Origin of the sequence: Micromonospora sp. 15K316, assembly GCF_004348525.1 — a bacterium.
GTDB lineage: Bacteria > Actinomycetota > Actinomycetes > Mycobacteriales > Micromonosporaceae > Micromonospora.
This window is the reverse complement of sequence record NZ_SMKG01000003.1, coordinates 33,287-57,648: the sequence shown is the minus strand read 5'-3', so window position 1 is coordinate 57,648 and position 24,362 is coordinate 33,287. Positions and strand designations below refer to the sequence as shown.

Annotated in this window: 18 protein-coding genes; 8 read left to right on the top strand and 10 right to left on the bottom strand. The window is 71.3% G+C overall.

Annotation, left to right across the window (positions count from 1 at the left end; genetic code table 11):
* Positions 1-16: 16 nt before the first annotated feature.
* Genes glgB through glgA form a run of 3 tightly spaced genes read right to left on the bottom strand, consistent with a single transcriptional unit; the run spans position 17 to position 5,474 of the window.
* A complete protein-coding gene (glgB, locus tag E1211_RS01705) occupies positions 17-2,131 on the bottom strand; it encodes a 1,4-alpha-glucan branching protein GlgB (protein WP_132344635.1) in 2,115 nt (704 codons plus the stop codon).
* On the bottom strand, positions 2,119-4,215 hold the full coding sequence (locus E1211_RS01700) for an alpha-1,4-glucan--maltose-1-phosphate maltosyltransferase (protein ID WP_132344633.1): 2,097 nt from the start codon (positions 4,213-4,215) through the stop codon (positions 2,119-2,121). The genes glgB and E1211_RS01700 overlap by 13 nt, the downstream gene beginning before the upstream one ends.
* 38 nt (positions 4,216-4,253) lie before the next feature.
* Positions 4,254-5,474 carry a glycogen synthase gene (gene glgA, locus E1211_RS01695; RefSeq protein ID WP_132344631.1) on the bottom strand — a complete coding sequence of 407 codons (1,221 nt, stop codon included), beginning with the start codon at positions 5,472-5,474 and terminating at the stop codon, positions 4,254-4,256.
* Between the two features lie 70 nt (positions 5,475-5,544).
* On the opposite strand from glgA, the gene glgC reads away from it, so the two are divergent.
* Complete coding sequence (gene glgC, locus E1211_RS01690; protein WP_132344629.1) at positions 5,545-6,777, top strand: glucose-1-phosphate adenylyltransferase; 1,233 nt, start codon at positions 5,545-5,547, stop codon at positions 6,775-6,777.
* A gap of 77 nt (positions 6,778-6,854) precedes the next feature.
* Positions 6,855-8,498 carry a phosphoglucomutase (alpha-D-glucose-1,6-bisphosphate-dependent) gene (pgm, locus tag E1211_RS01685; protein WP_132344627.1) on the top strand — a complete coding sequence of 548 codons (1,644 nt, stop codon included), beginning with the start codon at positions 6,855-6,857 and terminating at the stop codon, positions 8,496-8,498.
* A gap of 87 nt (positions 8,499-8,585) precedes the next feature.
* Here pgm and E1211_RS01680 read toward each other — a convergent pair whose 3' ends face one another.
* Entirely contained in the window at positions 8,586-9,509 is a 924-nt protein-coding gene (locus tag E1211_RS01680; protein WP_132344625.1) for an NAD(+)/NADH kinase, read from the bottom strand.
* 150 nt (positions 9,510-9,659) lie between these two features.
* Here E1211_RS01680 and E1211_RS01675 point away from each other — a divergent pair, with 150 nt between their 5' ends.
* Both E1211_RS01675 and E1211_RS01670 read left to right on the top strand, forming a co-directional pair.
* Entirely contained in the window at positions 9,660-11,072 is a 1,413-nt protein-coding gene (locus E1211_RS01675; protein ID WP_132344623.1) for an oligosaccharide repeat unit polymerase, read from the top strand.
* Between the two features lie 125 nt (positions 11,073-11,197).
* Positions 11,198-12,502: a lipopolysaccharide biosynthesis protein gene (locus E1211_RS01670; RefSeq protein ID WP_165947133.1), complete on the top strand. Its 1,305-nt coding sequence runs from the start codon at positions 11,198-11,200 to the stop codon at positions 12,500-12,502.
* A gap of 93 nt (positions 12,503-12,595) precedes the next feature.
* On the opposite strand, the gene wecB (E1211_RS01665) is transcribed toward E1211_RS01670, so the two are convergent.
* Both wecB (E1211_RS01665) and E1211_RS01660 read right to left on the bottom strand, forming a co-directional pair.
* Positions 12,596-13,672 carry a non-hydrolyzing UDP-N-acetylglucosamine 2-epimerase gene (gene wecB, locus E1211_RS01665; RefSeq protein ID WP_132344619.1) on the bottom strand — a complete coding sequence of 359 codons (1,077 nt, stop codon included), beginning with the start codon at positions 13,670-13,672 and terminating at the stop codon, positions 12,596-12,598.
* A gap of 7 nt (positions 13,673-13,679) precedes the next feature.
* On the bottom strand, positions 13,680-14,885 hold the full coding sequence (locus E1211_RS01660) for a glycosyltransferase (protein WP_132344617.1): 1,206 nt from the start codon (positions 14,883-14,885) through the stop codon (positions 13,680-13,682).
* A 239-nt stretch (positions 14,886-15,124) separates the two neighbouring features.
* Between E1211_RS01660 and E1211_RS01655 the strand changes: the two genes are divergently transcribed.
* From E1211_RS01655 to wecB (E1211_RS01640), 4 genes are read left to right on the top strand one after another with little or no spacing between them, the layout of a single operon-like run.
* A complete protein-coding gene (locus E1211_RS01655; RefSeq protein ID WP_132344615.1) occupies positions 15,125-16,165 on the top strand; it encodes an SDR family NAD(P)-dependent oxidoreductase in 1,041 nt (346 codons plus the stop codon).
* Positions 16,159-17,286: an NAD-dependent epimerase/dehydratase family protein gene (locus E1211_RS01650; protein WP_132344613.1), complete on the top strand. Its 1,128-nt coding sequence runs from the start codon at positions 16,159-16,161 to the stop codon at positions 17,284-17,286. The genes E1211_RS01655 and E1211_RS01650 overlap by 7 nt, the downstream gene beginning before the upstream one ends.
* Positions 17,283-18,521 (top strand): glycosyltransferase family 4 protein, encoded by a 1,239-nt coding sequence (locus tag E1211_RS01645; protein WP_132344611.1) that lies wholly within the window; start codon positions 17,283-17,285, stop codon positions 18,519-18,521. Before E1211_RS01650 ends, E1211_RS01645 begins: the two co-directional genes overlap by 4 nt.
* Positions 18,518-19,642, top strand: a complete 1,125-nt coding sequence (gene wecB / locus E1211_RS01640) for a non-hydrolyzing UDP-N-acetylglucosamine 2-epimerase (protein ID WP_132344609.1) — start codon at positions 18,518-18,520, stop codon at positions 19,640-19,642. The genes E1211_RS01645 and wecB (E1211_RS01640) overlap by 4 nt, the downstream gene beginning before the upstream one ends.
* A 204-nt stretch (positions 19,643-19,846) precedes the next feature.
* Here wecB (E1211_RS01640) and E1211_RS01635 read toward each other — a convergent pair whose 3' ends face one another.
* The 4 genes from E1211_RS01635 to E1211_RS01620 all read right to left on the bottom strand — a co-directional run bounded on the left by E1211_RS01635 (position 19,847) and on the right by E1211_RS01620 (position 24,338).
* Positions 19,847-21,721, bottom strand: coding sequence for a polysaccharide biosynthesis protein (locus E1211_RS01635; RefSeq protein ID WP_132344607.1), 1,875 nt, complete (start codon positions 21,719-21,721; stop codon positions 19,847-19,849).
* Positions 21,722-21,865: 144 nt separating this feature from the next.
* Positions 21,866-22,510, bottom strand: a complete 645-nt coding sequence (locus E1211_RS01630) for an acetyltransferase (protein WP_132344605.1) — start codon at positions 22,508-22,510, stop codon at positions 21,866-21,868.
* Positions 22,507-23,658: a DegT/DnrJ/EryC1/StrS aminotransferase family protein gene (locus E1211_RS01625; protein ID WP_132344603.1), complete on the bottom strand. Its 1,152-nt coding sequence runs from the start codon at positions 23,656-23,658 to the stop codon at positions 22,507-22,509. The genes E1211_RS01630 and E1211_RS01625 overlap by 4 nt, the downstream gene beginning before the upstream one ends.
* The gene (locus E1211_RS01620) at positions 23,655-24,338 is read right to left on the bottom strand and encodes a sugar transferase (RefSeq protein ID WP_305792191.1); all 684 of its coding nucleotides are present in this window, start codon (positions 24,336-24,338) and stop codon (positions 23,655-23,657) included. The genes E1211_RS01625 and E1211_RS01620 overlap by 4 nt, the downstream gene beginning before the upstream one ends.
* Between the last annotated feature and the right edge of the window lie 24 nt (positions 24,339-24,362).

Here is a 24,362-nt window from a genome sequence, read left to right as displayed (position 1 = left end):
CTCCGCGGCGTAGCGTCTACCGAGAACTGTCACCAGGGCTGAGCCAGAGGACGCCGAGCGGGGGCACCTGGAGCGCCGCGGACGCCGGTAGGCCATGCCACGGCACGTCCTCGGCGTGCACTTCGCCCAGGTTCCCCACGCCGGAGCCGCCGTACGGCTGGGCGTCGGTGTTGAGCACCTCCCGCCAGGTGCCGGCCGCGGGCAGGCCGACCCGGTAGTCGGGCAGCGGTTGCGCGGAGAAGTTGGCCACGCAGACCAGCGTCTGCCCGTCCGGGGCGATCCGGATGAACGAGACGGTGTTGTTGGCGACGTCGTCCCCGGCGATCCAGCGGAACCCGGCCGGGTCGGTGTCCTGTGCCCAGAGCGCCGGGGTCTCCCGGTAGCGGCGGTTCAGGTCGGCGACGAGCCGCTGCACGCCGGCCCGCGCCGGGTCGTGCAGCAGGTACCAGTCGAGGCCGCGCTCCTCGCTCCACTCCCGGTCGTCGCCCAGCTCGCAGCCCATGAAGAGCAGCTGCTTGCCCGGGTGCGCCCACATGTACGCCAGCAGCGCCCGCACGTTGGCCAGCTTCTGCCAGGTGTCGCCGGGCATCTTGCCGACCAGCGAGCCCTTGCCGTGCACCACCTCGTCGTGGCTGATCGGCAGCACGTAGTTCTCGCTCCAGGCGTACGCCAGGGAGAAGGTCAGCTGGTGGTGATGGTGCTGGCGGTAGATCGGGTCCTTCGAGGTGTAGAGCAGGGTGTCGTGCATCCAGCCCATGTTCCACTTGAACCCGAAGCCCAGCCCGCCGTCCGAGGTGGGTCGGGTCACCCCCGGCCAGGCCGTCGACTCCTCGGCGACCATCAGCGCACCCGGGTGGTGCTTGTAGACGGTCGCGTTGACCTCCTGGAGGAAGGCGATGGCCTCCAGGTGCTCCCGGCCGCCGTACTGGTTGGGGGCCCACTGCCCCTCCGGACGGGAGTAGTCCAGGTAGAGCATCGAGGCGACCGCGTCGACCCGCAGCCCGTCGACGTGGAACTCCTCCAGCCAGTAGAGCGCGTTGGCGACCAGGAAGTTGCGCACCTCGCGGCGACCGAAGTCGAAGACGTACGTGCCCCAGTCGGGATGCTCGCCCCGGCGCGGGTCGGGATGCTCGTAGAGCGGGGTGCCGTCGAAGCGCGCGAGGGCCCACTCGTCGCGGGGGAAGTGCGCCGGCACCCAGTCGAGGATCACGCCGATCCCGGCGGCGTGCAGCCGATCCACCAGGTGGCGGAACTCGTCCGGGTCACCGAAGCGCGACGTCGGCGCGTAGTAGCCGCTGACCTGGTAACCCCAGGAGCCGCCGAACGGGTGCTCCATCACCGGCAGGAACTCCACGTGGGTGAAGCCCAGCCCGGTGACGTACTCGGTCAGCTCCTCGGCCAGCTCCCGGTAGCCGAGACCGGGCCGCCACGAACCGAGGTGCACCTCGTAGACGCTCATCGGCTCCTGGTGCGGCAGCGCCTTCGCCCGCCGGTCGAGCCAGGCCGCGTCGGACCACTCGTACGTCGAGCGGTGCACCACCGACGCGGTGGCCGGCGGCACCTCCGCGTACGCGGCGAGCGGGTCCGCCTTGTCCCGCCAGTGGCCGTCGGCGCCCAGCACCCGGTACTTGTAGCGGGCGCCGGCCCGCACCCCCGGCACGAAGATCTCCCAGACGCCGCTGGAGCCGAGCGAACGCATCGGCCAGCCGTCGTCCGGGGCCCAACCGGTGAACTCGCCGACCACCCGCACGCCGCGCGCGTTCGGCGCCCACACGGCGAACGCGACCCCCTCGTCGAAGACCCGCGCGCCGAGCGCCTCCCAGAGCCGCTCGTGCCTCCCCTCGCCGATCAGGTGCAGGTCCAGCTCACCGAGGGTGGGCGGGTAGCGGTACGGGTCGTCGTGGGCCGCCCCGTCGACCTCGACCCGGTAGTCGAGCACGGTGCCCGGCACGGTGGTCTCGAAGACACCTGCGTCGTGGACCCGCTTCATCGGGTGGCGCTCGCCGTCGACAAGCGCGGCGACGTCGGTCGCGCCCCGGCGCAGGGTACGGATCGTGGTCCGGCCGTCGGCCGGGTGCGCACCGAGCACCGAGTGCGGGTCGTGGAAGTGGCCGGCGATCAGCTGGTCCATCGGAGCTCGTCCTTCTGGGCGGGGGTGGTCGGGGCGGCGCCGCCGGAGAGGTCCTCGGGAACGGACTCGGTGGTGAGCTCCGCCGGGGCGGTGGCGAACCCGGTCGGCGTCTCGGGCGGGGCCGGGCGGCGCACGGTCAGCACGTGCGCGGGTTGCAGGTACGGGTCGAGCCGCACCGCGTTGCGCTGCCCCCAGTCGTAGCTGGCGCCGGTCAGCTCGTCGTGCACGGTGAACCGTTCGTGCCAGTCCAGACCGAGCGCCGGCATGTCGAGCGTCGTGTTGCCCCACTGCACCCCGCCGGGGTCGAACGAGCAGACCACGATGACCGTGTCGCCGGTGTCGGCGTCCCGTTTGGACCAGCAGAGCAGCGCCGGGTTGTCGATGTCGTGGAAGCGCAGGTTGCGCAGCCGGTGCAGGGCGGGATGCTCCCGGCGTACCCGGTTGAGGGTGGCGACGAACGGGGCCAGCGACCGCCCCTGCTCCTGGGCGCCGGCCCAGTCGCGGGGACGCAGCTCGTACTTCTCGTTGTCCAGGTACTCCTCGGCGCCGGGGCGGGCCTCGTGCTCGAAGAGCTCGAAGCCCGCGTACATGCCCCAGGAGGGGGAGAGCAGCGCGGCCAGCACCGCCCGGATCTTGAACATCGGCGGGCCGCCGTGCTGCAACGACTCGTGCAGGATGTCCGGGGTGTTCGGCCAGAAGTTCGGCCGCATGTAGTCGGCCGCCGCCACCAGCTCCTCGCAGTACTCCCGCATCTCCGCCGCGCTCGTACGCCAGGTGAAGTACGTGTACGACTGGGTGAAGCCGATCTTGCCGAGCCCGTGCATGATCGCCGGTCGGGTGAACGCCTCGGCGAGGAAGAGCACGTCCGGGTCGACCTTCTTGACCTCCCGGATCAGCCAGTGCCAGAAGTCGAACGGCTTGGTGTGCGGGTTGTCGACCCGGAAGATGCGGATGCCCTCGCCGACCCAGTGCAGCACCACCCGCAGAATCTCCGCCCGGATCCCCTCCGGGTCGTTGTCGAAGTTCAGCGGGTAGATGTCCTGGTACTTCTTCGGCGGGTTCTCCGCGTACGCGATCGTGCCGTCGGCCCGGGTGGTGAACCACTCCGGGTGCGCGGTGACCCACGGGTGGTCCGGCGCGCACTGCAACGCCAGGTCCATCGCCACCTCCAGCCCCTGCTCGGCGGCGGCGGCGACGAACTCCCGGAAGTCCTCCGCCGTACCCAGGTCGGGGTGGATCGTGTCGTGGCCACCTTCCGCGGCGCCGATGGCCCAGGGGGAGCCCACGTCGTCCGGCCCGGCGGTGAGCGAGTTGTTGGGGCCCTTGCGGTTGACCCGGCCGATCGGGTGGATCGGCGGCAGGTAGAGCACGTCGAAGCCCATCGCGGCCACGCCGGGCAGTCGCTGCGTCGCCGTGGCGAAGGTGCCGGAGCGGGCCGGCGCGTCGACGGTCGCCGCGACGGCGCCCTCGGAGCGGGGGAAGAACTCGTACCAGGCGGAGAAGAGCGCCCGCTCCCGGTCCACCCAGAGCCGGTGCTCGTCACCGGCGGTGACCAGTTCCCGCACCGGGTGGGCCCAGAGCAGGTCGGCCAGCTCCAGCGCCGGCCCGACCCGCCGTGAGAGCTCGCGGTCGGCCTCGCGCAGCGCGGCGGCGGCGCGGGTCACCCGCTGCCGCTGCGCCGCCGGCACCCCGGACACGGCGGTCTCCAGCAGCTGGGCGCCCTCGGCCAGGTCGTTGGCGAGCTCCACCGGCCCCTGTCCGGCGGCGAGTTTCTTCGTCACCGCGTTCTGCCAGGTGAGGTACGGGTCGGCGAACGCCTCGACGTGGAACGTCCACTCGCCCACCGCGTCCGGCCGGATGGTGGCGTGCCAGCGGTCCTGCCCCGGCTCGCCGGGGCGCATCCGGGTGAACGGCCGGGTCACGCCGTCCGGGCCGCGCCACACCACGTTGCAGCCGAGCGCGTCGTGCCCCTCGCGGTAGGCCCGGGCCGCCACCGGCACCAGCTCGCCGACCACCGCCTTGGCCGGGTAGCGACCGCACGAGACGACGGGGGAGACGTCTTCGATCGGGAACCGTCCACTCACCCCGCCAACCTACTGCGTGTGATCCGCTTCCGCGCGGCTCAGCCGGCGGCGCCCACCGACCGGTAGATCTCCAGCGTCCGCGCCGCGATTGCGTCCCAGGAGAAGTGCTCGACCGCGCGGCGCCGGCCCGCCTGCCCGAACGCCGCCACCCGCTGCGGGTCGCCCAGCAGCTCGTTCATCCGCGCGGCCAGGTCGGCGACGAAGCGCTGCGGATCCAGCGGTCGCCCGGAGCCGTCGGCGGCCTGCTCGATGGGGACCAGCAGGCCCGTCTCACCGGCGGCCACCACCTCCGGGATGCCGCCCGTCGCGGTGGCCACCACCGCCGTCTCGCACGCCATCGCCTCCAGGTTGACGATGCCCATCGGCTCGTAGATCGACGGGCAGACGAAGAGCGTGGCGTGCGTGAGCACCTGGATCACCTCGTGCTTCGGCAGCATCTCGGCCACCCAGATCACCCCGGACCGGCTCGCCCGCAGCTCCGCGACGAGGCCCTCCACCTCGGCCGCGATCTCCGCGGTGTCCGGCGCGCCGGCCAGCAGCACCAGCTGGGTGTCGGCCGGCAGCTCCCGGGCGGCGCGCAGCAGGTACGGCAGCCCCTTCTGCCGGGTGATCCGGCCGACGTAGACCACGCTGGGCAGCGCCGGGTCGATGCCGAGCCGGTCGAGCACGTCCGTGCCCGGATCCGGCGCGTACTGGGTGGTGTCGATGCCGTTGTAGACCACCCGCACCCGGTCGGGGTCGACCTCCGGGTAGGCGGTGAGCACGTCCCGCCGCATCCCCTCGCTGACCGCGATGACCGCGTCGGCGGCGAGCACGGCCGTGCGCTCGCACCACGAGGAGAGCGCGTAGCCGCCGCCGAGCTGCTCGGCCTTCCACGGTCGCAGCGGCTCCAGGCTGTGCGCGGTGACCACGTGCGGCACCCCGTGCAGCAGCTTCGCGGTGTGCCCGGCCAGGTTCGCGTACCAGGTGTGGCTGTGCACCACGTCGGTGCCGGCGCAACCCGCGGCCATCTCCAGGTCCACGCCCATGGTGCGCAGCGCGGCGTTCGCCCCGGTCAGCCCCGGGGGCTCGGCGTACGCGGTGACGCCCGGCTCGGTGCGCGGCAGGCCGAAGCAGTGCACCCGTACGTCGGCGAGTCGGCGCAGCTCGCGGGCGAGGTACTCGACGTGGACGCCGGCTCCGCCGTACACCTCCGGCGGGTATTCACGAGTGAGCAGATCGACGCGCAGCTGGCCGGCTGAGGGGGCGGAGTCGGTCATTCCCGCACCCTAGTGCAGAAGTCCGACCGTACGAGTGGTGAAGTCGTACGTGGCTGGTTAGCGTCTGACCATGGCTGCCAAGGTGCTCGCGATCGTCCTGGCCGGCGGAGAGGGCAAGCGCCTCATGCCGTTGACCGCGGACCGGGCCAAGCCGGGCGTCCCGTTCGGCGGGATGTACCGGATGGTCGATTTCGTCCTCTCCAACCTCGCCAACGCCGGCTACCTCAAGATCGTCGTGCTGACCCAGTACAAGTCGCACTCCCTGGACCGGCACATCACCAAGACCTGGCGCATGTCGACGCTGCTCGGCAACTACGTCACCCCCGTGCCGGCCCAGCAGCGCCGGGGCCCGTGGTGGTTCGCCGGCTCGGCGGACGCCATCTACCAGAGCTTCAACCTGATCAACGACGAGCAGCCCGACTACGTGATCGTCTTCGGGGCCGACCACATCTACCGGATGGACCCCCGGCAGATGGTGGAGGCCCACATCGCCTCCGGCGCGGGCGTCACTGTCGCCGGGATCCGGCAACCGCTCTCGATGGCCGACCAGTTCGGCGTCATCGAGGTCGGCGAGGACGGCCGGCGCATCCGGGCGTTCCGCGAGAAGCCCACCGACGCCGTCGGCCTGCCCGACGCCCCCGACCAGATCTACGCCTCGATGGGCAACTACGTCTTCACCACCAAGGCGCTCTGCGAGGCGGTGGAGCGCGACGCGGAGGACAACACCAGCAAGCACGACATGGGCGGCAGCATCATCCCGATGCTGGTCGAGCGGGGCGAGGCGAACGTCTACGACTTCAAGGACAACGAGGTGCCGGGGAGCACCGACCGCGACCGCGGCTACTGGCGGGACGTGGGGACCCTCGACTCGTTCTACGACGCGCACATGGATCTGATCAACGTGCACCCCGTCTTCAACCTCTACAACTTCGACTGGCCCATCTACACCGAGCAGCCCCCGTACCCGCCGGCCAAGTTCGTCCACCAGTGGGGGGAGCGGGTCGGGCGGGCGGTCGGCTCGCTCGTCTCGCCCGGCGCGGTGATCTCCGGCTCGCTCGTCGAGAACTCGGTCGTCTCCCCGAAGGTGCGGGTGCACTCGTGGGCGCACGTCGACGGCGCGGTGCTCATGGAGGGGGTGGAGATCGGCCGGCACGCCGTGGTCCGCCGCGCGATCCTCGACAAGAACGTCTTCGTACCCGAGGGCGCCGAGATCGGCGTCGACCTGGAGAAGGACCGGCAACGCTATGTTGTCTCCGACAATGGGGTCGTGGTGATCGGCAAGGGCCAGCGCGTCGAGCCGTGACGCCGATCGCCGTACGCATGGAACCGGGCGCCGCCGGGAAGAGAACGGCGTCCACCCCGTCCGAGGAGGTTGCCGCAGTGGCCCACCCCCGTGCCGGTCAGCCGGCCCAGCCCGCCGACCTGGTCGACGTGCCCCGGCTGGTGACCGCCTACTACGCCGAGCACCCGGACCCGGGTGACCCGGCGCAGCGGGTCTCCTTCGGCACCTCCGGCCACCGGGGGTCGAGCCTGCGCCGCGCGTTCAACTCCGACCACATCGTCGCGGTCACCCAGGCGCTCTGCGACTACCGGCGGCAGCAGGGCGTCGACGGCCCGCTCTTCCTGAGCCGGGACACCCACGCCCTCTCCACCCCCGCCGCGGTCGACGCGCTGGAGGTGCTCGCCGCCAACGACGTCACCGTGCTGCTCGACAGCCGGGACGGCTACACCCCGACCCCGGCGGTGTCGCACGCCATCCTCAGCCACAACCGGGGACGCACCGGCGGGCTCGCCGACGGCATCGTGATCACCCCGTCGCACAACCCGCCCGACGACGGCGGGTTCAAGTACAACCCGACCCACGGGGGACCTGCCGACACCGACGCCACGAAGTGGATCCAGGAGCGGGCCAACACCATCCTCGCCGAGGGGCTCGCCGGGGTCCGCCGGATCCCGTACGCCCGGGCCCGCGCCGCCGACACCACCGGGACGTACGACTTCCTCGGCCGGTACGTGGATGACCTGCCGGCGGCGATCGACGTCGACGCGATCCGCGCCGCCGGGGTGCGGATCGGCGCCGACCCGCTGGGCGGGGCGAGCGTCGACTACTGGGGTGAGATCGCCCAGCGGCACGGTCTCGACCTCACCGTCATCAACCCGACGGTCGACCCCACCTGGCGGTTCATGACCCTCGACGGCGACGGGAAGATCCGGATGGACTGCTCCTCGCCGAACGCGATGGCGTCGCTGATCGCCGCCCGCGCCGACTACCAGGTCTCCACCGGCAACGACGCGGACGCCGACCGGCACGGCATCGTCACCCCCGACGGCGGCCTGATGAATCCCAACCACTACCTGGCCGTGGCGATCGGTCACCTCTTCCGGACCAGGTCCCAGTGGGGCCCGGCGGCCGCGGTCGGCAAGACCCTGGTCTCCTCGTCGATGATCGACCGGGTCGCCGCCGACCTCGGCCGGCCGCTGCTGGAGGTGCCGGTCGGGTTCAAGTGGTTCGTGCCCGGCCTGCTCGACGGGGCTGTCGGTTTCGGCGGTGAGGAGAGCGCCGGCGCCTCGTTCCTGCGCCGCGACGGTGGCACCTGGACCACCGACAAGGACGGCATCCTGCTCTGCCTGCTCGCTGCGGAGATCATCGCGACGACCGGCCGGACTCCCAGCGAGCACTGGACCGAGCTCGCCGAGCGTTTCGGCGCGCCGGCGTACGCCCGGATCGACGCCCCGGCGACCCGGGAGGAGAAGGCCGTGCTGGGCAAGCTCTCCCCGGAGCAGGTGACCGCCACCGAGCTGGCCGGCGAGCCGATCACCGCGACGCTCACCACGGCCCCCGGCAACGGCGCGCCGATCGGCGGGCTCAAGGTCACCACCGAGTCGGGCTGGTTCGCGGCCCGGCCCTCCGGCACGGAGGACGTCTACAAGATCTACGCCGAGTCGTTCCACGGGACGGAGCACCTGACCCGGATCCAGCAGGAGGCGAAGGACCTGGTCACCGAGGTACTCAAGCAGGCCTGAGCCGTTCGCGCGGTCGCCGGCGCGGGAGGGGCCAGGAAGGTGCTCCCGTGCCGGGCCGCGTGCCTCCGCCGGTCGCGGCCGTCCCGGTCAGCGTGGTATCTCCCGGCGGTCGAGCTGCTCGCGGAAGGTCTGCGGGAGCAGCTCGCGGAGCTGGTCGGGCAGCAACGGCAGATCCATCAGGCTGAGCTTGAGCTGGTTGCGCTCCTGGTAGCGGCGCGGGTCGAGGCGGACCACCATCCCGGCCTCCCGGCGGTAGGTGATGTCGATCGCCCCCTCGGAGGTCGCCTCCCGGAAGACCCGGCCGTCCACCTCCACCGCCACCGGCCCGGAGTCGGGGGTGAGCTCCAGCCGTACCTTCTCCTCCGGGGAGAGCACCACGGAGCGGCTGATGCCGGCCATCGGGGCCGAAGGGGTGACCACCACCGCCTGGGTGGCCGGCGAGACCAGCGGGCCGCCCGCCGCGTAGCTGTACGCGGTCGAGCCGGTCGGCGTACTCACCACGAGCGCGTCGCAGCGGTAGTAGCCGTAGCGCTGACCGTCCACGGCGAGGGTGGCGATGACGAGGCCCGTGCCGGGGCGGCGGATCAGTGCGATGTCGTTGAACGCCACCACGTCGTCGCCGCAGACGTCGCAGGCCAGGCAGCTGTGTGCCTCCACGGTGAATTTCTTCTGCGTGAGTCGGTCCAGCGCCTCGGGTAGCTCGGGTGGTTCCACCTCCACCAGGAAGCCCAGCCGCCCCAGATGCACGCCGAGCACCGGCTTCGGGTTGTCGACCGTCGACCGGAGGGCGCCGAGCATCGTGCCGTCCCCGCCGATGCTGATGAGCGCGCTGACCCGCTTGACGAGTTCGCCGGTGGGGAACGCCTCGACGTTCGCGGGCACGCGGTGCCGGTCCTCCTCGCGTACGGCGAGACCCTTTCCGTGCCGGGCCGCCCAGTCGGCGATGATCGAGATGATCTCGGTGGCATCCCGGGTCGGGTGCAGCACCAGCCCGAGCAGCCTGCGGTCCATGGGTACAGCTCACCACAAATCGGGTCGCCGAGGCGGGCGGATCATCCGGACCGGCGGCATTCGCGTAGCGGGCGTCGGCGGGACGCGGGCACCGTGACCTGAACGGAGGCCTCTCGTTGAGTCAACGTCGGTGGAGAACGGGGGCCGAGAATGATTCTGCTGTTTTTGCCGGTCCTTGGATTGGCTGTTGTTCATTACCTTGTCGCAATTCGGCGGTACGGCATCCTCTCGCCGGACGGGCTGTTCGTGGTGTGTCAGTTGCTGATGCTCTACGGCACGCTCCGACTGATCAACCCGGCGTCTGACACCGAGGTCTTCTACGGACAGCTCATGGCTGCTGCCATCGCTCTCTACATCGGCGCCAGCCTGGTCACCTACCTCTGGGTCAAGCACAGCGAGGCGGCGTCGGCCAAGCCGAGGGTCACCTACTCGGCCTACCGGGTTTCGCTGGTGCGGCCGACACCGACGATCCTGGCCGTGGTCGTGATTTCGATCGTCGTGACGGCTGCCTACTTCACCGCGGTCGGTTACAGCGCCTTCATCGAGGGTTTGCGGGGCCAGCTCAACGGCCTTCCGGCGGACATCGCCACACTCCGCCTCGAGTCGTACGCGGGCAACGCCTACTTCTTTCCCGGCTACGTCAATCAGTTCAAGAACGTGATACTGCCGTCGCTGGCTCTCGTTCTGGTCGTCTGGTCGTTCAGTCGGGGCGGGCTCCTCGCCCGGGTGGCCTCGATCGCTCTCTCCGCCGTCGCCCTCCTCGCGCTCATGGCTACCGGTCAGCGCGGCGCGTTGGTGCTCTTCCTGCTGACCGTGATGGTCTACACGTTTCTGCACAACCGTCGGCGGCTGCCTCGAGCGGCTCTGTTGGTTCCGGTGGTCATCGGTCTACCGCTCATGTTGCTGTCGACCTACGTGCTGGCGAGGAGCGCCGGCAGCACCGAGAGTCCGATTCGGGCTGCCATGAACGACCTCTTCGCGCGCTTCATCAACGACAACCAGGTGTCGGGACTCGCCGCCTTCAACTACACCTCCGGCAGCCCTGTCCGTAACGGCGGCGAGTGGCTCGACGGGCTGGCCGGCGTCCTGCCGGGCAATCGTGGCAGCACCCTGAGCGCCGAGGTCTTCTACACGATGTACGGGTCGACCCGTGGGACATCGCCACCCTCGTTGTGGGGCTCGATCCACTACAACGTCGACACCATGGGCTTGATTCTCATCGCCGCGCTACTCGGGGTGCTCCTTCAACTTCTCACTCAGCGGACCATGCGTGCCGCCAGCTACAACTCCCTGGAACTCGTGGGGTTCTCCGGGGTCACGGTCGTTCTCGGCACGTGGATGGCGGGAGGCCTCGAGACGCCGCTGAACGTCGGCCTGGTCGCCTATCTGGGTCTGTGGTACTGGGGTAGTCGGACCAGCTCGGGTCAACGGCACCTCAGTCGTCGTTCGACCGCGCTGACGAGGAGACCGCTGCCGAGGCCGGCATTCGCCGGAATGGTCACCGGGCTTGCCTACGCACCCCGCCACTCGTCGCGACTGCGGTACGGGACCTGGCGCCCTTGACCGGATCGCTCCGGCGAGAGCAGGCTTCCGCCCCCGAGAGTGCCCCCTCGCTCAGCGGCCGGGCGCGTGCTGCCTCTGCGCTCTACGCAGCGGTTCGCGGTCGGCTGGGCGACAGCCGCCGGGGCGTGTTGAGCATCGTCAGCGGCACCGCCGCTGGTCAGCTGCTCCTGTTACTTGCCGCGCCGCTGCTCGCGCGCCTGTACAGTCCCTCGGACTTCGGGGTCTTCGCGGTGCTGTCCACCCTCGCGGCGATACTCGGGACGGTGGCTGCCGGCCGGTTCGAGCTGGCGGTGCCGCTCCCGGAGCGGGACCGCGACGCGCACGCCCTCGTGGCCCTCGGACTCGTCATGGCACTCGCTACCGGGGTGGTGGGAACGGTCGTCGTGGCGGCGGCGAGGGATGAGATCGCAGAACTCTTCAGCCAGCCCGCGCTCCGCTTCTGGCTCTGGTTGACGCCGTGGACCGCGGCCGCCATGGGCGCTGTCCTCGTGCTGAATCAGCTGGCGATCCGGTACCGGCGGTACGGCGCTATCGGCCGACGCAATCTGCTCCAGTACAGCGCGATGCTGGTCACGCAGGTCGGCGTCGGCGTGGCCGGAGTGCGGTCCGGCGGGATGGCGCTGGGACTGGCGATCGGCCAGTGTGTCGGCGCACTCAGCCTGGCACGCGGAGCGCGTCGACGATCGGTGGATGAGCCTGTCACGGCGCGCCGGCCCACCCTGTGGGAGACGGCCGTGCGCCACCGTCGCTTCCCGCTGCTGCTGGCGCCGTCCGGGCTGCTCAACGTCGTCGGACTGCAGCTGCCCGTCCTGCTCATCGCCTACCACTATGGCGCTGAGGTTGCGGGCTGGCTCGGCCTGACCCAGCGGATTCTGGCGATGCCGGCGGCGTTGCTCGGGATGGCGGTGGCTCAGGTCTACCTGGCGGAGCTGTCCCGCGCCGCGCGAGGCGGTGACGAGGAACGTCCGAGGCTGCTGTTCGTCAAGGCGAGCCGGCAGCTCGCGGTGGCCGCAGCTGTGGGACTCCTGGCTCTGATCTTCGGCGCGCCGTCGGCCTTCTCGGCGCTGTTCGGCGAGGAATGGCTGAACAGCGGCCGTTACGCGCAGGCACTGGCGGTCTTCGTCGCGACGCAGCTCGTCGCCTCCCCCCTGTCGCAGACGCTCGTCGTCTTCGACAGGCAGGGTCTGCAACTGGTCTGGGATGCGGGGCGTGTGGTGTTGGTGACCGGCGCAACCTGCGCGGCAGCCTGGTCGGGCGCGTCGGCCCTGGCGGCGGTGTGGGCCTTCGGGGTGTCGGCGGCGATTTCGTACGTGGCCGGCTGGCTGCTGTCGCTCTGGGTGGTCACCAAGGGGCGGCCCTCGGCGTCGTTGGAGTCCTCTGGAACTCAGGCGTCGGTCTCTCGCCGCTCCCGGGCAGGGGTGGTCACCTGACGTCGGGCCGATGTCGTTCGGGGCCCTCGCATCGTTCGGGCGGTGCCGCGCGATAGTGCCATTGTTCGCCCCGACCGCCGGGATCAGCGCACCTCACAGAAAATCGACGATCACGTCGGCGATCCGACCGCCGGCCCGTCCGTCCCACAGTGGCGGCGTGACCGGTTCGGCCGGCCGCGGCGAGGCCAGCGCGATACGTACCTCTGCGGGAAGGTCGGCCCGGTCGACCAGCCGGTTCGTGCCGTGCGAGATGGTCACCGGCCGTTCGGTGTCCGGCCGCAGGGTGAGGCACGGGACACCGAGCACGGTGGTCTCCTCCTGTACCCCGCCGGAGTCGGTGATGACGGCGGCTGCTCCGCGGACCAGGCTGAGGAATTCGAGATAACCCAGAGGATCCACGACCCGCACCTGCGGGTGGTCGAACATCCCCGCCGCCGCGAGGGTGGCGCGTCCGCGCGGGTGTACCGGCATGACGAGCGGCAACTGGTCGGCCGCAGCGTGGATCGCCTTGGTCAGCTCGGCGGCGTCGCTCGCGTCATCGACGTTAGCGGGGCGGTGCAGGGTCGCGACCAGGTAGCGTTCGGGCAGCCGGGCGGTGGCGCGAACGCGTGTCACGTCGAGCCGCTCCAGATTGGCCAGCAGAGTGTCGATCATCGGGTTACCGACGAAGTGGATCCGTTCGGCGCTGACGCCTTCGGCGGCGAGATGGGCCACCGCGTCCGGGCTCGTGGCGAAGAGCAGGTCCGCGAGACGATCGGTCACAAGCCGGTTGATCTCCTCCGGCATGGCACGGTTGAAGCTGCGCAGCCCGGCCTCGACATGGGCGACGGGGATCTCCAGCTTCGCGGCGACGAGCGCGCCGGCCAGGGTCGAGTTGACGTCGCCGTAGACCACCAGGAGGCGTGGACGTTCGCGCAGCAGGAGGGCTTCGAGACCGGTCATGATGGCGGCCGTCTGCACCGCGTGACTACCTGACCCCACGCCGAGGTTGACGTCCGGTTCGGGAAGGTCGAGCTGCCGGAAGAAGACGTCGGACATCCGCTCGTCGTAGTGCTGGCCGGTGTGCACCAGCTGCTGCTCGACGTCCCGCTGGTGCAGCGCACGGATGACCGGAGCGGCTTTCGGGAAGTTCGGTCGGGCGCCGGTGACGTGTAGAACCTGGACCGACATCGCTCTCCTAGCTGTGGGTGAGGCTTTCGGCGCCGATCAGGCGCTTCTGCAGTGGCAAGGTCTCGATCTCCCAGATGAACTCGGTGCGACCGACGTGGTGGCAGTGCGCGGCGCGCGCCCGTACCCCCGTCAGGTCGCCGGCCAGGTCGACCAGCAGGTCCCGCAGCGGGCCGACCGCGACCGGGCAGGTCCAGCCCAGCTGGTGGCGCTCCACCAGCGCACTGTTCTCGGGAAGGTTCCCGGCGATCACCGGGCGGCCGGCCACCACCCCCTCGAAGATTTTGTTGGAGAGCGAGTCGTTGGCCGCGTCGACGGCCTCGTAGAGCGCGGTGCCGACGTGCGCACGCTGGTAGCAGTGGACCACCTCGGCGGGAGCACAGGCGCCCTCCAGGTGGATGTACGTCCCCGCCTCGGCGGCGTCGATGCGGTCGCGCAGCGACTGCCGGTACTCGGCACCGGCCGGACCGGTGATGGTCAGCCGCACCGGCGCGCCGGCGGCCCGTGCGGCGACCACGGCGTCGATCAACGCCTCGATCCCCCGCCCGGGGTAGAGGCTGCCGACGCAGGCGACCCGCAGCTCGTGGCCGCCCGGCGGGGGCGCGAAATCCGGCGCGAAGGAGGCCATGGGCACGTTCCGCGCCACCAGCACGTCCCTGACGCCGAGCTCGCGGAACCCGGCGGCGTGACTCTCACAGACCGCTACGACGGTGAAAACGTGCCGGCGCGCAGCCCGCCGGATCATCCACGGTTCAACCCGCGAGAACCACGTGGCCAGTGAACCCTTGGTGCGGACACCTCCGGGTCGTTCGCGGCTGCTGATGATCACCTGGCTGCCCCAGCGCCGACGATGGGCGAGGCCGAGCCAGAAGAGTGCGCTGTGACCCACGAGGATCGTCCGGGCCGGCGTGGCGAGTACCCGTCGACGGAGTCGCCAGAGCGCTGGTAGATACCCCACCAGCAGGTTGCGAACCGAGGCGGTGAGGGTGCGCCGGTCCTCGATCTCACGCACGGGCAGTTGCTCGACCTCGACACCGTCGATCACAGACAGCCCGGGATGGTCACTCATCCCGAGCCGGCCGACCCGGGAGAGGGTGATCGCGCTGACTTCGCCCGGCCGCCCGGGCGCGACCGTGCTCGCGATCTTGCGGGTCCGGGTCGAGTGGCGGTACGGCGCCAGATCGCAGAGCAACAAGCTACGGCTGATCGTCTTCATCTATGCCCTTCTGGTCGCGTCGAGGGAAGTGGCCGACTCGACGCCCGATGCGGGCGCGCAGTCTGTGGACGGCGGCTGCCAGAGGCTCAACGAGAGATTGCCGGCAGTGTCACGCCTTGCGAATCGTCCCCGATTATCCGTTTCTTCACCGGCGGGTGGCTCGTTGCCGGGAATGTGGCTGCTGCCCCTGGGCCCAGCGGGCTCGGCCGGTGCCACCGCCCACGACGAACGGAGCTCGAGTGACTTCCACGACGATCAAACGCCGCGTGCTCATCACCGGCGGCACCGGGTCCTTCGGCCAGACCATGGTGCGCCGGCTCCTGGAACAAGGCGTCGGCGAGGTCCGGGTGTTCAGCCGGGACGAGGCCAAGCAGGACGCCATGCGGCGGGTGCTGGGCGACGACCGGGTCCGCTACTACGTCGGGGACGTACGGGACTACGACTCGGTGCTCAAGGCGAGCCGGGGCATCGACTACGTCTTCCACGCGGCCGCGCTCAAGCAGGTGCCTTCCTGCGAGTTCTTCCCGCTGGAGGCGGTCCGGACCAACGTGCTGGGCAGCGCCAACGTCATCGAGGCGGCCGAGCGCACCGGCGTCGGCTCGGTCGTGGTGCTCAGCACCGACAAGGCCGTACACCCGGTGAACGCCATGGGCATGAGTAAGGCGATGATGGAGAAGGTCGCCCAGGCGCACGCCCGGAACAACCCCCACAGCGCCACCACCGTCTCCTGCGTCCGGTACGGCAACGTCATGTACTCGCGCGGATCGGTGATCCCGCTCTTCATCGAGCAGATCAAGGCCGGGCGGGCGCTCACCGTGACCGACCCGGGGATGACCCGTTTCCTGATGTCGCTGGCCGACTCGGTGGAGCTGGTCGAGCACGCCTTCGCGCACGCCCGGCCCGGCGACATCTTCGTCCGCAAGGCCGCCGCCTGCACCATCGGCGACCTGGCCGAGGCGATCTGCCAGCTCTTCGACGTGCCCGCCAAGTTCGACACGATCGGCGTACGGCACGGCGAGAAGTTGGACGAGACCCTGGCCAGCCGGGAGGAGTTGATCCACGCCGAGGACTTCGGCGAGTTCCTCCGGGTGCCACTGGACGCGCGGAACCTGAACTACGCCCTCTACGTCTCCGAGGGGGAGCTCGTTGACGAGCCGACCGAGGACTTCAACTCGGCGAACGCGCCGCGCCTCGACGTACCCGAGATTGTGGAGCTGCTGAAGACGCTGCCGGAGGTGCGGGCGGAGCTGGCCCTGCGGGATCCGGTGCTGGCGTGCTGAGGCTGGCCGTCACGGGAGCCGGCGGTTTTCTCGGCTGGCACGTACGGGTGCTGCTGCACGCGCTGGGCTGGCCCGCGCCGGCCGTGATCAGCCGTACCGACCTCGCGGACCCGGCGACGGTGGCGGCCAAGGTCGCCGGCGTCGACCGGGTGCTGCACCTGGCCGGGGTCAACCGGGGCGAGCCCGCCGACGTGGCGGCCGGCAACGTGCAGCTCGCCGCGCAGCTCGCCGACGGACTGCGCCAGGCGGCCGTCCCGCCGGCATCAGTGGTCTTCGCCAACTCGGTGCAGGCCGGCAACGGCACCCCGTACGGCGACTCGAAGGCCACCGCGGCCGGCATCCTCGCCGACACCGGCCTGCCCCTCGACGACCTTCTCCTGCCGAACCTCTACGGCGAGCACGGCCGTCCCTACTACAACTCCGCGGTGGCGACCTTCTGCCGGGTGCTGGCCGAGGGCGGGCAGCCGGAGGTGCACGCCGATCGCGAGCTGGAACTCGTGCACGTCACCGACGCGGCGGCCCGGCTGGCCGGGGTGCCGGCGGGCGGATCGTGGGAACCGGACCTGCCGCCGCTGCGGACCGGCGTACGGAGCCTGGCCGACCGGCTCGTGGCGATGGCCGCCACCTACCGCACCGGTGAGGTCCCGTCCCTGTCGGACCGGCACGACGTGCGGCTGTTCAACACCTACCGGTCGCACTGCTTCCCGGCCCACTACCCGATCCCGCTGCCGCGGCGCGCCGACGCCCGCGGCGCCCTGGTCGAGACGGTGAAGGTGCACGGCGGCGCGGGGCAGACCTTCTGCTCCACCACCCGCCCCGGCGTCACCCGGGGCGAACACTTCCACCTCGCGAAGGTGGAGCGGTTCGTGGTGCTGCGCGGCTCGGCCGAGATCAGCCTGCGGCGCGTGGGCGACACCGAGGTGCTGCGTTTCCCGGTCAGTGGTGACGAGCCGGTGCTGGTCGACATGCCCACCATGTGGGTGCACAAGCTGGTGAACACCGGCTCCGACGAGCTGCTCACCCAGTTCTGGACCAACGAGCTCTTCGACCCGGACCGGCCGGACACCTGGCCCGAGCCGGTCGAGGAGGCACGCACCGCGCCGGTGGTGGTCGGCGCGTGAGGATCGGCCTGATCAGCCAGTGGTACCCGCCCGAGGGAGTCTTCATCCCGGGCAACCTGGCTCAGCAGCTGGCCGAGCGCGGTCACGAGGTGCGGGTGCTCACCACCTTCCCGAGCTACCCGTACGGGCGGGTCTTCCCCGGCTGGCGGCAACGCTGGCGGCACCGGGAGACCGACGGGGCGGTGGCGGTACGGAGGGTGCCCGCCTATCCGAGTCACGACACGTCGGCCCTGCGCAGGGCACTGAGCCATCTCTCCTTCGGCGCCACCAGCGCGGCGGCCGGGGTGCGGTGGCTCGCCGGCGTCGACGTCACGTACGTCTACCACCCGCCGCCCACCTCCATCGCGGCGGCGACCCTGGCGCGGGCCGTACGACGGACGCCTGTCGTGCTGCACGTGCAGGACCTGTGGCCCGAGTCGGTGGTGCAGTCGGGCATGGCGCCCACCGGACGGGGCGGGCGCGCGTTGGAGCGGACGCTCGGCGGGTTGATGCGCCGGACGTACCGGTCGGCGGACAGCATCGTGGCCATCTCGCCCACGATGGCCGAACGGGTGGTGGCGCGCGGCGCCGACCCGGCCAAGGTCCGAGTGGTCTGGAACTGGACCGACGACGCGCTCTTCCGCCCGGTGGCGGCCACCGACGGCGCCCGGGCGGTGCTCGGTCACCGGGGGCGCTGCACGGTGATGTTCGCCGGCAACCTCGGCCTGCTCCAAGGTCTGGAGACGGCCATCCGGGCGGCGGCCGCCGTGCGGGACCGGGTGGACCTGGTGCTGGTCGGCTCCGGGGCCGACGAGACCCGGGCCCGCCGTCTCGCGGCCGAACTCGGCGCCGAGAACGTCCGCTTCGTCGGCCGGCGACCGGCCGAGGAGATGGCCGAGCTCTACGCGGCCGCACAGTGGCAGCTACTCTGCCTGCGCGACGTGCCCGCCCTGCGCGCCGCCGTCCCGTCGAAGCTGCAGGCCGCGCTCGCCTGCGGGGCCCCGGTCATCGCCTCGGTGTCCGGCGACACGGCCGCGCTGGTCCGGTCGACAGACGTCGGCCTCACCTGCCCCCCGGAGGACTGGCGGGCGCTCGCCGAGCGGTTCGCCGAGGCGGCCGCCCTTCCCGACGGTGTGCGCGAGGAGATGGGACGGCGGGCCCGGCAGGTCTATCAGGAACGGATGTCGCTGCGGGTGGGCGTCGACCAGTTCGAGGACATTCTGACCAAGGCGGCAGCAGAGGGAGGACGGGCATGACCCGGATCATGACGGTGGTCGGCACCCGGCCGGAGATCATCAGACTGTCCCGGGTGATCGCCCGGCTCGACGAGACGGTCGACCACGTGCTGGTGCACACCGGACAGAACTGGGACAGCACCCTCTCCGACGTCTTCTTCACGGAACTGCGGCTGCGCGAGCCGGACCGGTTCCTGCGCGTCGACACGTCGTCGCTCGGCCGGGTGCTGGGCGGTGTGCTCGTCGGGGTGGAGGCGGCGATCGCCGAGTACCGGCCGGACGCGCTGCTGGTGCTCGGCGACACCAACAGCTGCATCGCCGCGCTGATGGCCCGGCGGATGCGGGTGCCGGTCTACCACATGGAGGCCGGCAACCGCTGCTTCGACCTGAACGTGCCGGAGGAGACCAACCGCCGGCTGGTCGACCACGTCGCCGACTTCAACCTGGTCTACACCGAGCACGCCCGCCGCAACCTGCTCGCCGAAGGGCTGCACCCGCGGCGGATCCTGCTCACCGGCTCGCCCATGCGCGAGGTGCTGGAGCACTACCGGACGGACATCGCCGCCTCGAACATCCTTCGGCAGCTCGAACTCGAGCCCGGACGCTACTTCGTGGTCAGCGCGCACCGCGAGGAGAACGTGGACTCGCCGGCCCGGCTGCAACTGCTGCTGGACTGTCTCCGGGCGGTCCACGACCGCTGGGGTCACCCGGTGCTCGTCTCCACGCACCCGCGTACGCGCAAGCGGCTGGAGACGCTGGCGCCCGACGCCGACGCGCTCGAGGGCATCGCCTTCCACGAGCCCTTCGGTCTGATCGACTACGTGCACCTGCAGACCCAGGCGTTCTGCACGCTCTCCGACAGCGGGACGATCAGCGAGGAGGCCGCGATCCTCGGCTTCCCGGCGGTCACGCTCCGGGAGTCGATCGAGCGGCCCGAGGCGCTCGACGCCGGCGGGATCATCATGACCGGGCTCGACCCGGAGGGCGTGGTGGAGGCGGTGCAGGTCACCGTGGACCAGGTCGCCGCGCAGGGGGTGCCCTGCCCGGCCGACTACCGCATCCCCGACACATCCCGCCGCGTGGTCGACTTCATCCTCTCCACCGTCCGCCGGCACCACGACTGGGCGGGCATCCGCCGCTGACCGGCCGGCCGGCGCCCCGGCACTCGCGAATCTCGGACAGTTACCGTTCCGCGGTAACTGTCCGAGATTCGTTTCTGCGGAGGTTTCGGGGCCGCGCGAACCCCGGCTCGACCAGCGGGCGGACGGCCGCGACCACGGGCCAGGAAGCGCCGGGACCTGGCGGGCATGCCGCCGGGCCCCGGCGCCGCCAGGGAGGACCAGCTATCAGCGCGACGACAGCCGTACGTCGACCGGGTTGTCCACGACCGGACCGACGGGCTGGGCGGAGAGGAGCGTGAGTTGCTCGATCACCTTCGCCGGCTCGGCGTACGGGTCGAGCCCGCTCACCTCCATCGGGTCCAGCGCGGGCACGGCGACGTGCGACACCAGGGGGTGGAACGGCCGGGTGTCGATCTCCCCGGTGCCGAAGAGGTCCTCGTGCAGCTTCTCGCCGGGGCGCAGTCCCGTGTAGACGATCGGCACCGGGCTGGCCGCCTGTTCGGCCATCTGGCGGGCCAGGTCGGCGATCCGGACCGGCTCACCCATGTCGAGCACCAGGGCCTCACCGTCGCGCCCGATCTCGGCGGCCTGGAGCACCAGGTGCACGGCCTCCTGCACGGTCATCAGGTAGCGGGTCACGTCCGCGTGGGTGACGGTCAGCGGCTTCCCGGTCTCGATCTGCCGCTGGAAGGCGGTCACCACGGAGCCACGGCTGCTCAGCACGTTGCCGAACCGGACGCTGAGGAAGGTTCCCGGGAACCGGGAGGCGGCGTGTGCGGTCAACCGCTCGGTGATCCGCTTCGAGTAGCCGAGCACGCTGATGGGGTCGGCTGCCTTGTCCGTGGAGATGTTCACGAACTTCGCCACGTCCCGGCAGGCGTCCAGCACCGAGAGGGTGCCCCAGACGTTCGTCATGATCGCCTCGCCGGGGTGGCGCTGGAGCAGCGTGAGGTGCTTGAGCGCCGCGGCGTGGAAGATGATCTCGGGCCGGCGTTCCCGGATGATCCGTCGAATCCGCTCGTCGTCGCGCAGGTCGGCGAGGATCAGCTCCGGTCCGTCCAGCAGGGCCTTGCCGGAGAGCGACATCTGCAGGCCGTGCAGGGCGGACTCGTCCCGGTCCAGCATCATCAGCTCACCCGGGTCGGCCTTCATCACCTGGCGGCAGAGCTCGGAGCCGATCGACCCGCCCGCCCCGGTGACCAGGATCCGCCGTCCGGTCAGGCCGTTCGTGCTCAGGGAGAGGTCACCGACCACCTGGCGGCGGCCGAGCAGGTCGCTGATCTGCACGTCACGCACGTCGGTGACGGTGATCCGGTGGTCGACGAGGTCCCGTACCGGGGGGAGCACCTTGAACGCCGCGCCGGTCCGGAGGGTGGCCTCGCGGATCTCGCGGATCAGCGCGGCGTCGGCGTTGGCCACCGAGAAGATCACGGAGCTCGCGCCGGTACGCCGGACCGCCGCCGCGATGTCCTGCCGCCCACCGAGCACACGTACCCCGCCGATGCGCAGGTCGCGCTTGTCCGGGTCGTCGTCGAGCGCGCCGACCGGCAGGTACCGGCCGCGCGGGTCGCTGAGCATGGCCCGCAGCAGCCCCTGCCCGGCGTCCCCCATGCCGAACAGCAGCACCGGCGTCGACGACCGGACGTCCGGCCGCATGGCCAGGTCACGCCGGTGGCGGTACGCGAACCGCGCGCCGAGCATGAAGAGCAGGGCCAACGCGCCACCGACCAGCGGCGTGCTCGCCGGCACCGGCCGGTCGGCGGACGGGAGGAGGCCGAGCAGCACGATCCCGGCGGTGGTGATGGTGGTCCCGGCGACACCCTGCACCTCCTGGAGGCTGCCGAGCGGGTGCCGTCCGCTGTAGAGGCGACGCAGCGCCGCCACCGCCACGTACATCACGGCGGCGCCCACCCCGATGATGGCGGCGCGGCTGAGCTGCTCCGCGGGGAGTTGGAACTCGTACCGGGTCCAGACGGCCGTGATGAAGCCTCCCACCCAGGCTGTGGTGTCGGTGGCGAGGAAACCGGCGGTGCGACGCCGAGCCGTGCTCCGGCGTGTTCGCTGGTCCGTGCGTTCGATGCTCGCTGTGTCCTGCGGCATGTAATGGCTCCTGTCCCGTCTCCCGGCCGCTTCCCATGCGCGGCAGGAGGATTCCTTACCCTCTGTCTTTGTTACATGCCATTCGTGTTGATTTGGGCGCTTTCATGTTCGCTGGACTGATCGTCGAGCAGATCCAGTCATCGGTCAGCGGGCCGGTACGCCCTTCACCACCGTCTGATCGGGCACGTCCCGCACCACGCAGGCGCCGGCCCCGACGGTGCTGTCCCGGCCGATGCGCAGCCCCTGGAGCACCGCGGCCGTGGTGCCGACCAGTACGCCCTCCGCCAGGTGGCACTCACCGGAGACCGCGGCGAGCGGGTTCACGGAGACGTAGTCGGCGAAGGTGCAGTCGTGGCCCACTGTGGCGTTCTGGTTGAGGTGCACGTGCCGGCCGACGGTGACGTTCGTGGTGACCCGGGCGCCCGCAAAGGCCACGAAACCGGGACCGCACCGGGCGTCGGAGCCGATCGTGGCGTCCGGATGGACCAGGCTCGCGGCAGGCGTGCCGTACCCGTCGATCCGCCTGCCCACCGCGCGCCGGACCCGCGGGTCGCCTATGCCGATCACGTGGTGCGGCTCGCCCGGCGCGTCGCGCAGCCGGTCGACTCCGCCGAGGTAAGGCACGTCGAGCCGCTGCAGCCGCTTCAGGTTCACCTCGCTGGGATGGTCGTCGACGAGGCCCAGCAGGCGCCAGAGTGGCCGCCCGGCGGCCTCGTTGACCGCCCGGACGATGGTGACCACCTCCCGGCCGTGCCCACCGCAGCCCACCACCACCAGGTCGAGCGTCACGCCGCCGACCCTCCCGTACCCGTGCTGAGGAACTCGTCGATCGCGGCGAACACCCGGGCGACCTGCGGCTCGCTCAGGGCGCTGCCGCTGGGCAGGGTGAGCCCGTGGTCGAAGAGCCGTTCCGCCGCGCCGGTCAGCAGGCTCTCCGCCGCGACGTGGACCGGCTGCAGGTGCATCGGTTTCCACACCGGCCGGGTCTCGATGTCCCGCCGGGCCAGGTGGGCGGCCAGGTCCGCGGCCCGCCAGCCGGAGCGCTCCGGGTCGACGGTGATGACGGTGAGCCAGCAGTTCGAGTCGGCGTCCTCCGTGCCCAGCAGCCGTACGCCCGGCATCGGGGCGAAGAGCTTGGCGTACCTGTCGCGCAGCTGCCGGCGTCGGCCGATCATCCCCTCCAGGCGGACCAGCTGGGCGCGGCCGAGCGCGGCGAGCAGATTGCTCAGCCGGTAGTTGTAGCCGAGCTCCCGGTGCTCGTAGTACGGCGTCGGCTCCCGGGCCTGGGTCGCGAGATGCCGCGCCCGGGCAAGCAGCGCGACGTCGTCGGAGACGAGCATCCCGCCGCCGGAGGTGGTCATGATCTTGTTGCCGTTGAAAGAGATCGCGCCGACCTGCCCGAAGGAGCCAGCGGACCTGCCCCGGTGGCTCGCGCCGAGCGCCTCGGCGGCGTCCTCGACCAGCGGCACCCCGGCCTCCGCGCAGAGCGGCTCCAACGCCGCGTAGTCGGCGCAACTGCCGAACATGTCCACCGGAACGACCGCGCCCACCCGCTCGCCCCGCGTACGCAGCCGGTGCAGGAGGTCGGCGACGAGACCCACGTCCACGTTGCCGGTCTGCGGGTCGCAGTCCACGAAGACCGGACGCGCCCCGATGTACCGCACCGCGTTGGCGGTGGCGATGAAGGTCAGGGTGGGCACGACGACCACGTCGCCGGGGCCGACGCCGACGCCGAGCAGGGCCAGGTGCAGGGCCGCGGTGCCCGAGCTGACGGCGACCGCTCCGGCCGTGCCGACGCGCGCGGCGACTTCGCCCTCGAACGCCTGGAGCGCCGGGCCCGCGGGCGCCACCCAGCCAGAGCGCAGCGCCTCGATCAGGTACGACTCCTCCAACGGCCCGACGTCGGGCGGTGACAGGTGGACCGTCCGGCTCGTCATACCGCTGTCCGATCCCGCTGCGCCGGCGCCGGCCGGCCGTGCGCGCCGAGGAACTCGTGGGCGGTCGCGCTCCCCTCGGCGTTGATGCCGTCGCGGCGGAGCACGGTCAGCACCGTCGCGCTGAGGATCGACAGGTCGAGCCGGAAGCTCCGGCTGTCCACGTACCGCACGTCGAGGTCGAGCTTCTCGTCCCAGTCGAGGCCGTTGCGGCCGCGTACCTGCGCGAGCCCGGTGACGCCCGGCCGCACCTCGTGCCGGCGGGCCTGCCAGGGGGAGTAGCGCTCCAGGTACTCGGGGAGCAGCGGCCGGGGACCGACGAGGCTCATCTCCCCGCGCAGCACGTTCCAGAGGGTGGGTAGTTCGTCCAGGCTGGTCGCGCGCAGCCAGCGGCCCAGCGGGGTCAACCGGTCGGCGTCGCCCGTCCGGCCCCGGTCCGGCGGGTGCATGGTCCGGAACTTCGTCAGCACGAAGGGAGCGCCGTCCCGGCCGGGCCGGCACTGCCGGAACAACACCGGTCGCCCGAGGGAGATGGCGATCAGCAGCGCCACCAGCACCATCAGCGGTGCGGTGAGCACGAGCAGGATCGCCGCCCCGAGAACGTCCAGCAGTCGTTTGGCCCGGTCGTAAGGCCTACGGGTGGCTGGGCCAGGGGGAGCGATCACGGTATGGGGTACGGGCACCGCTCAGCCTCCAAGGGACAATCC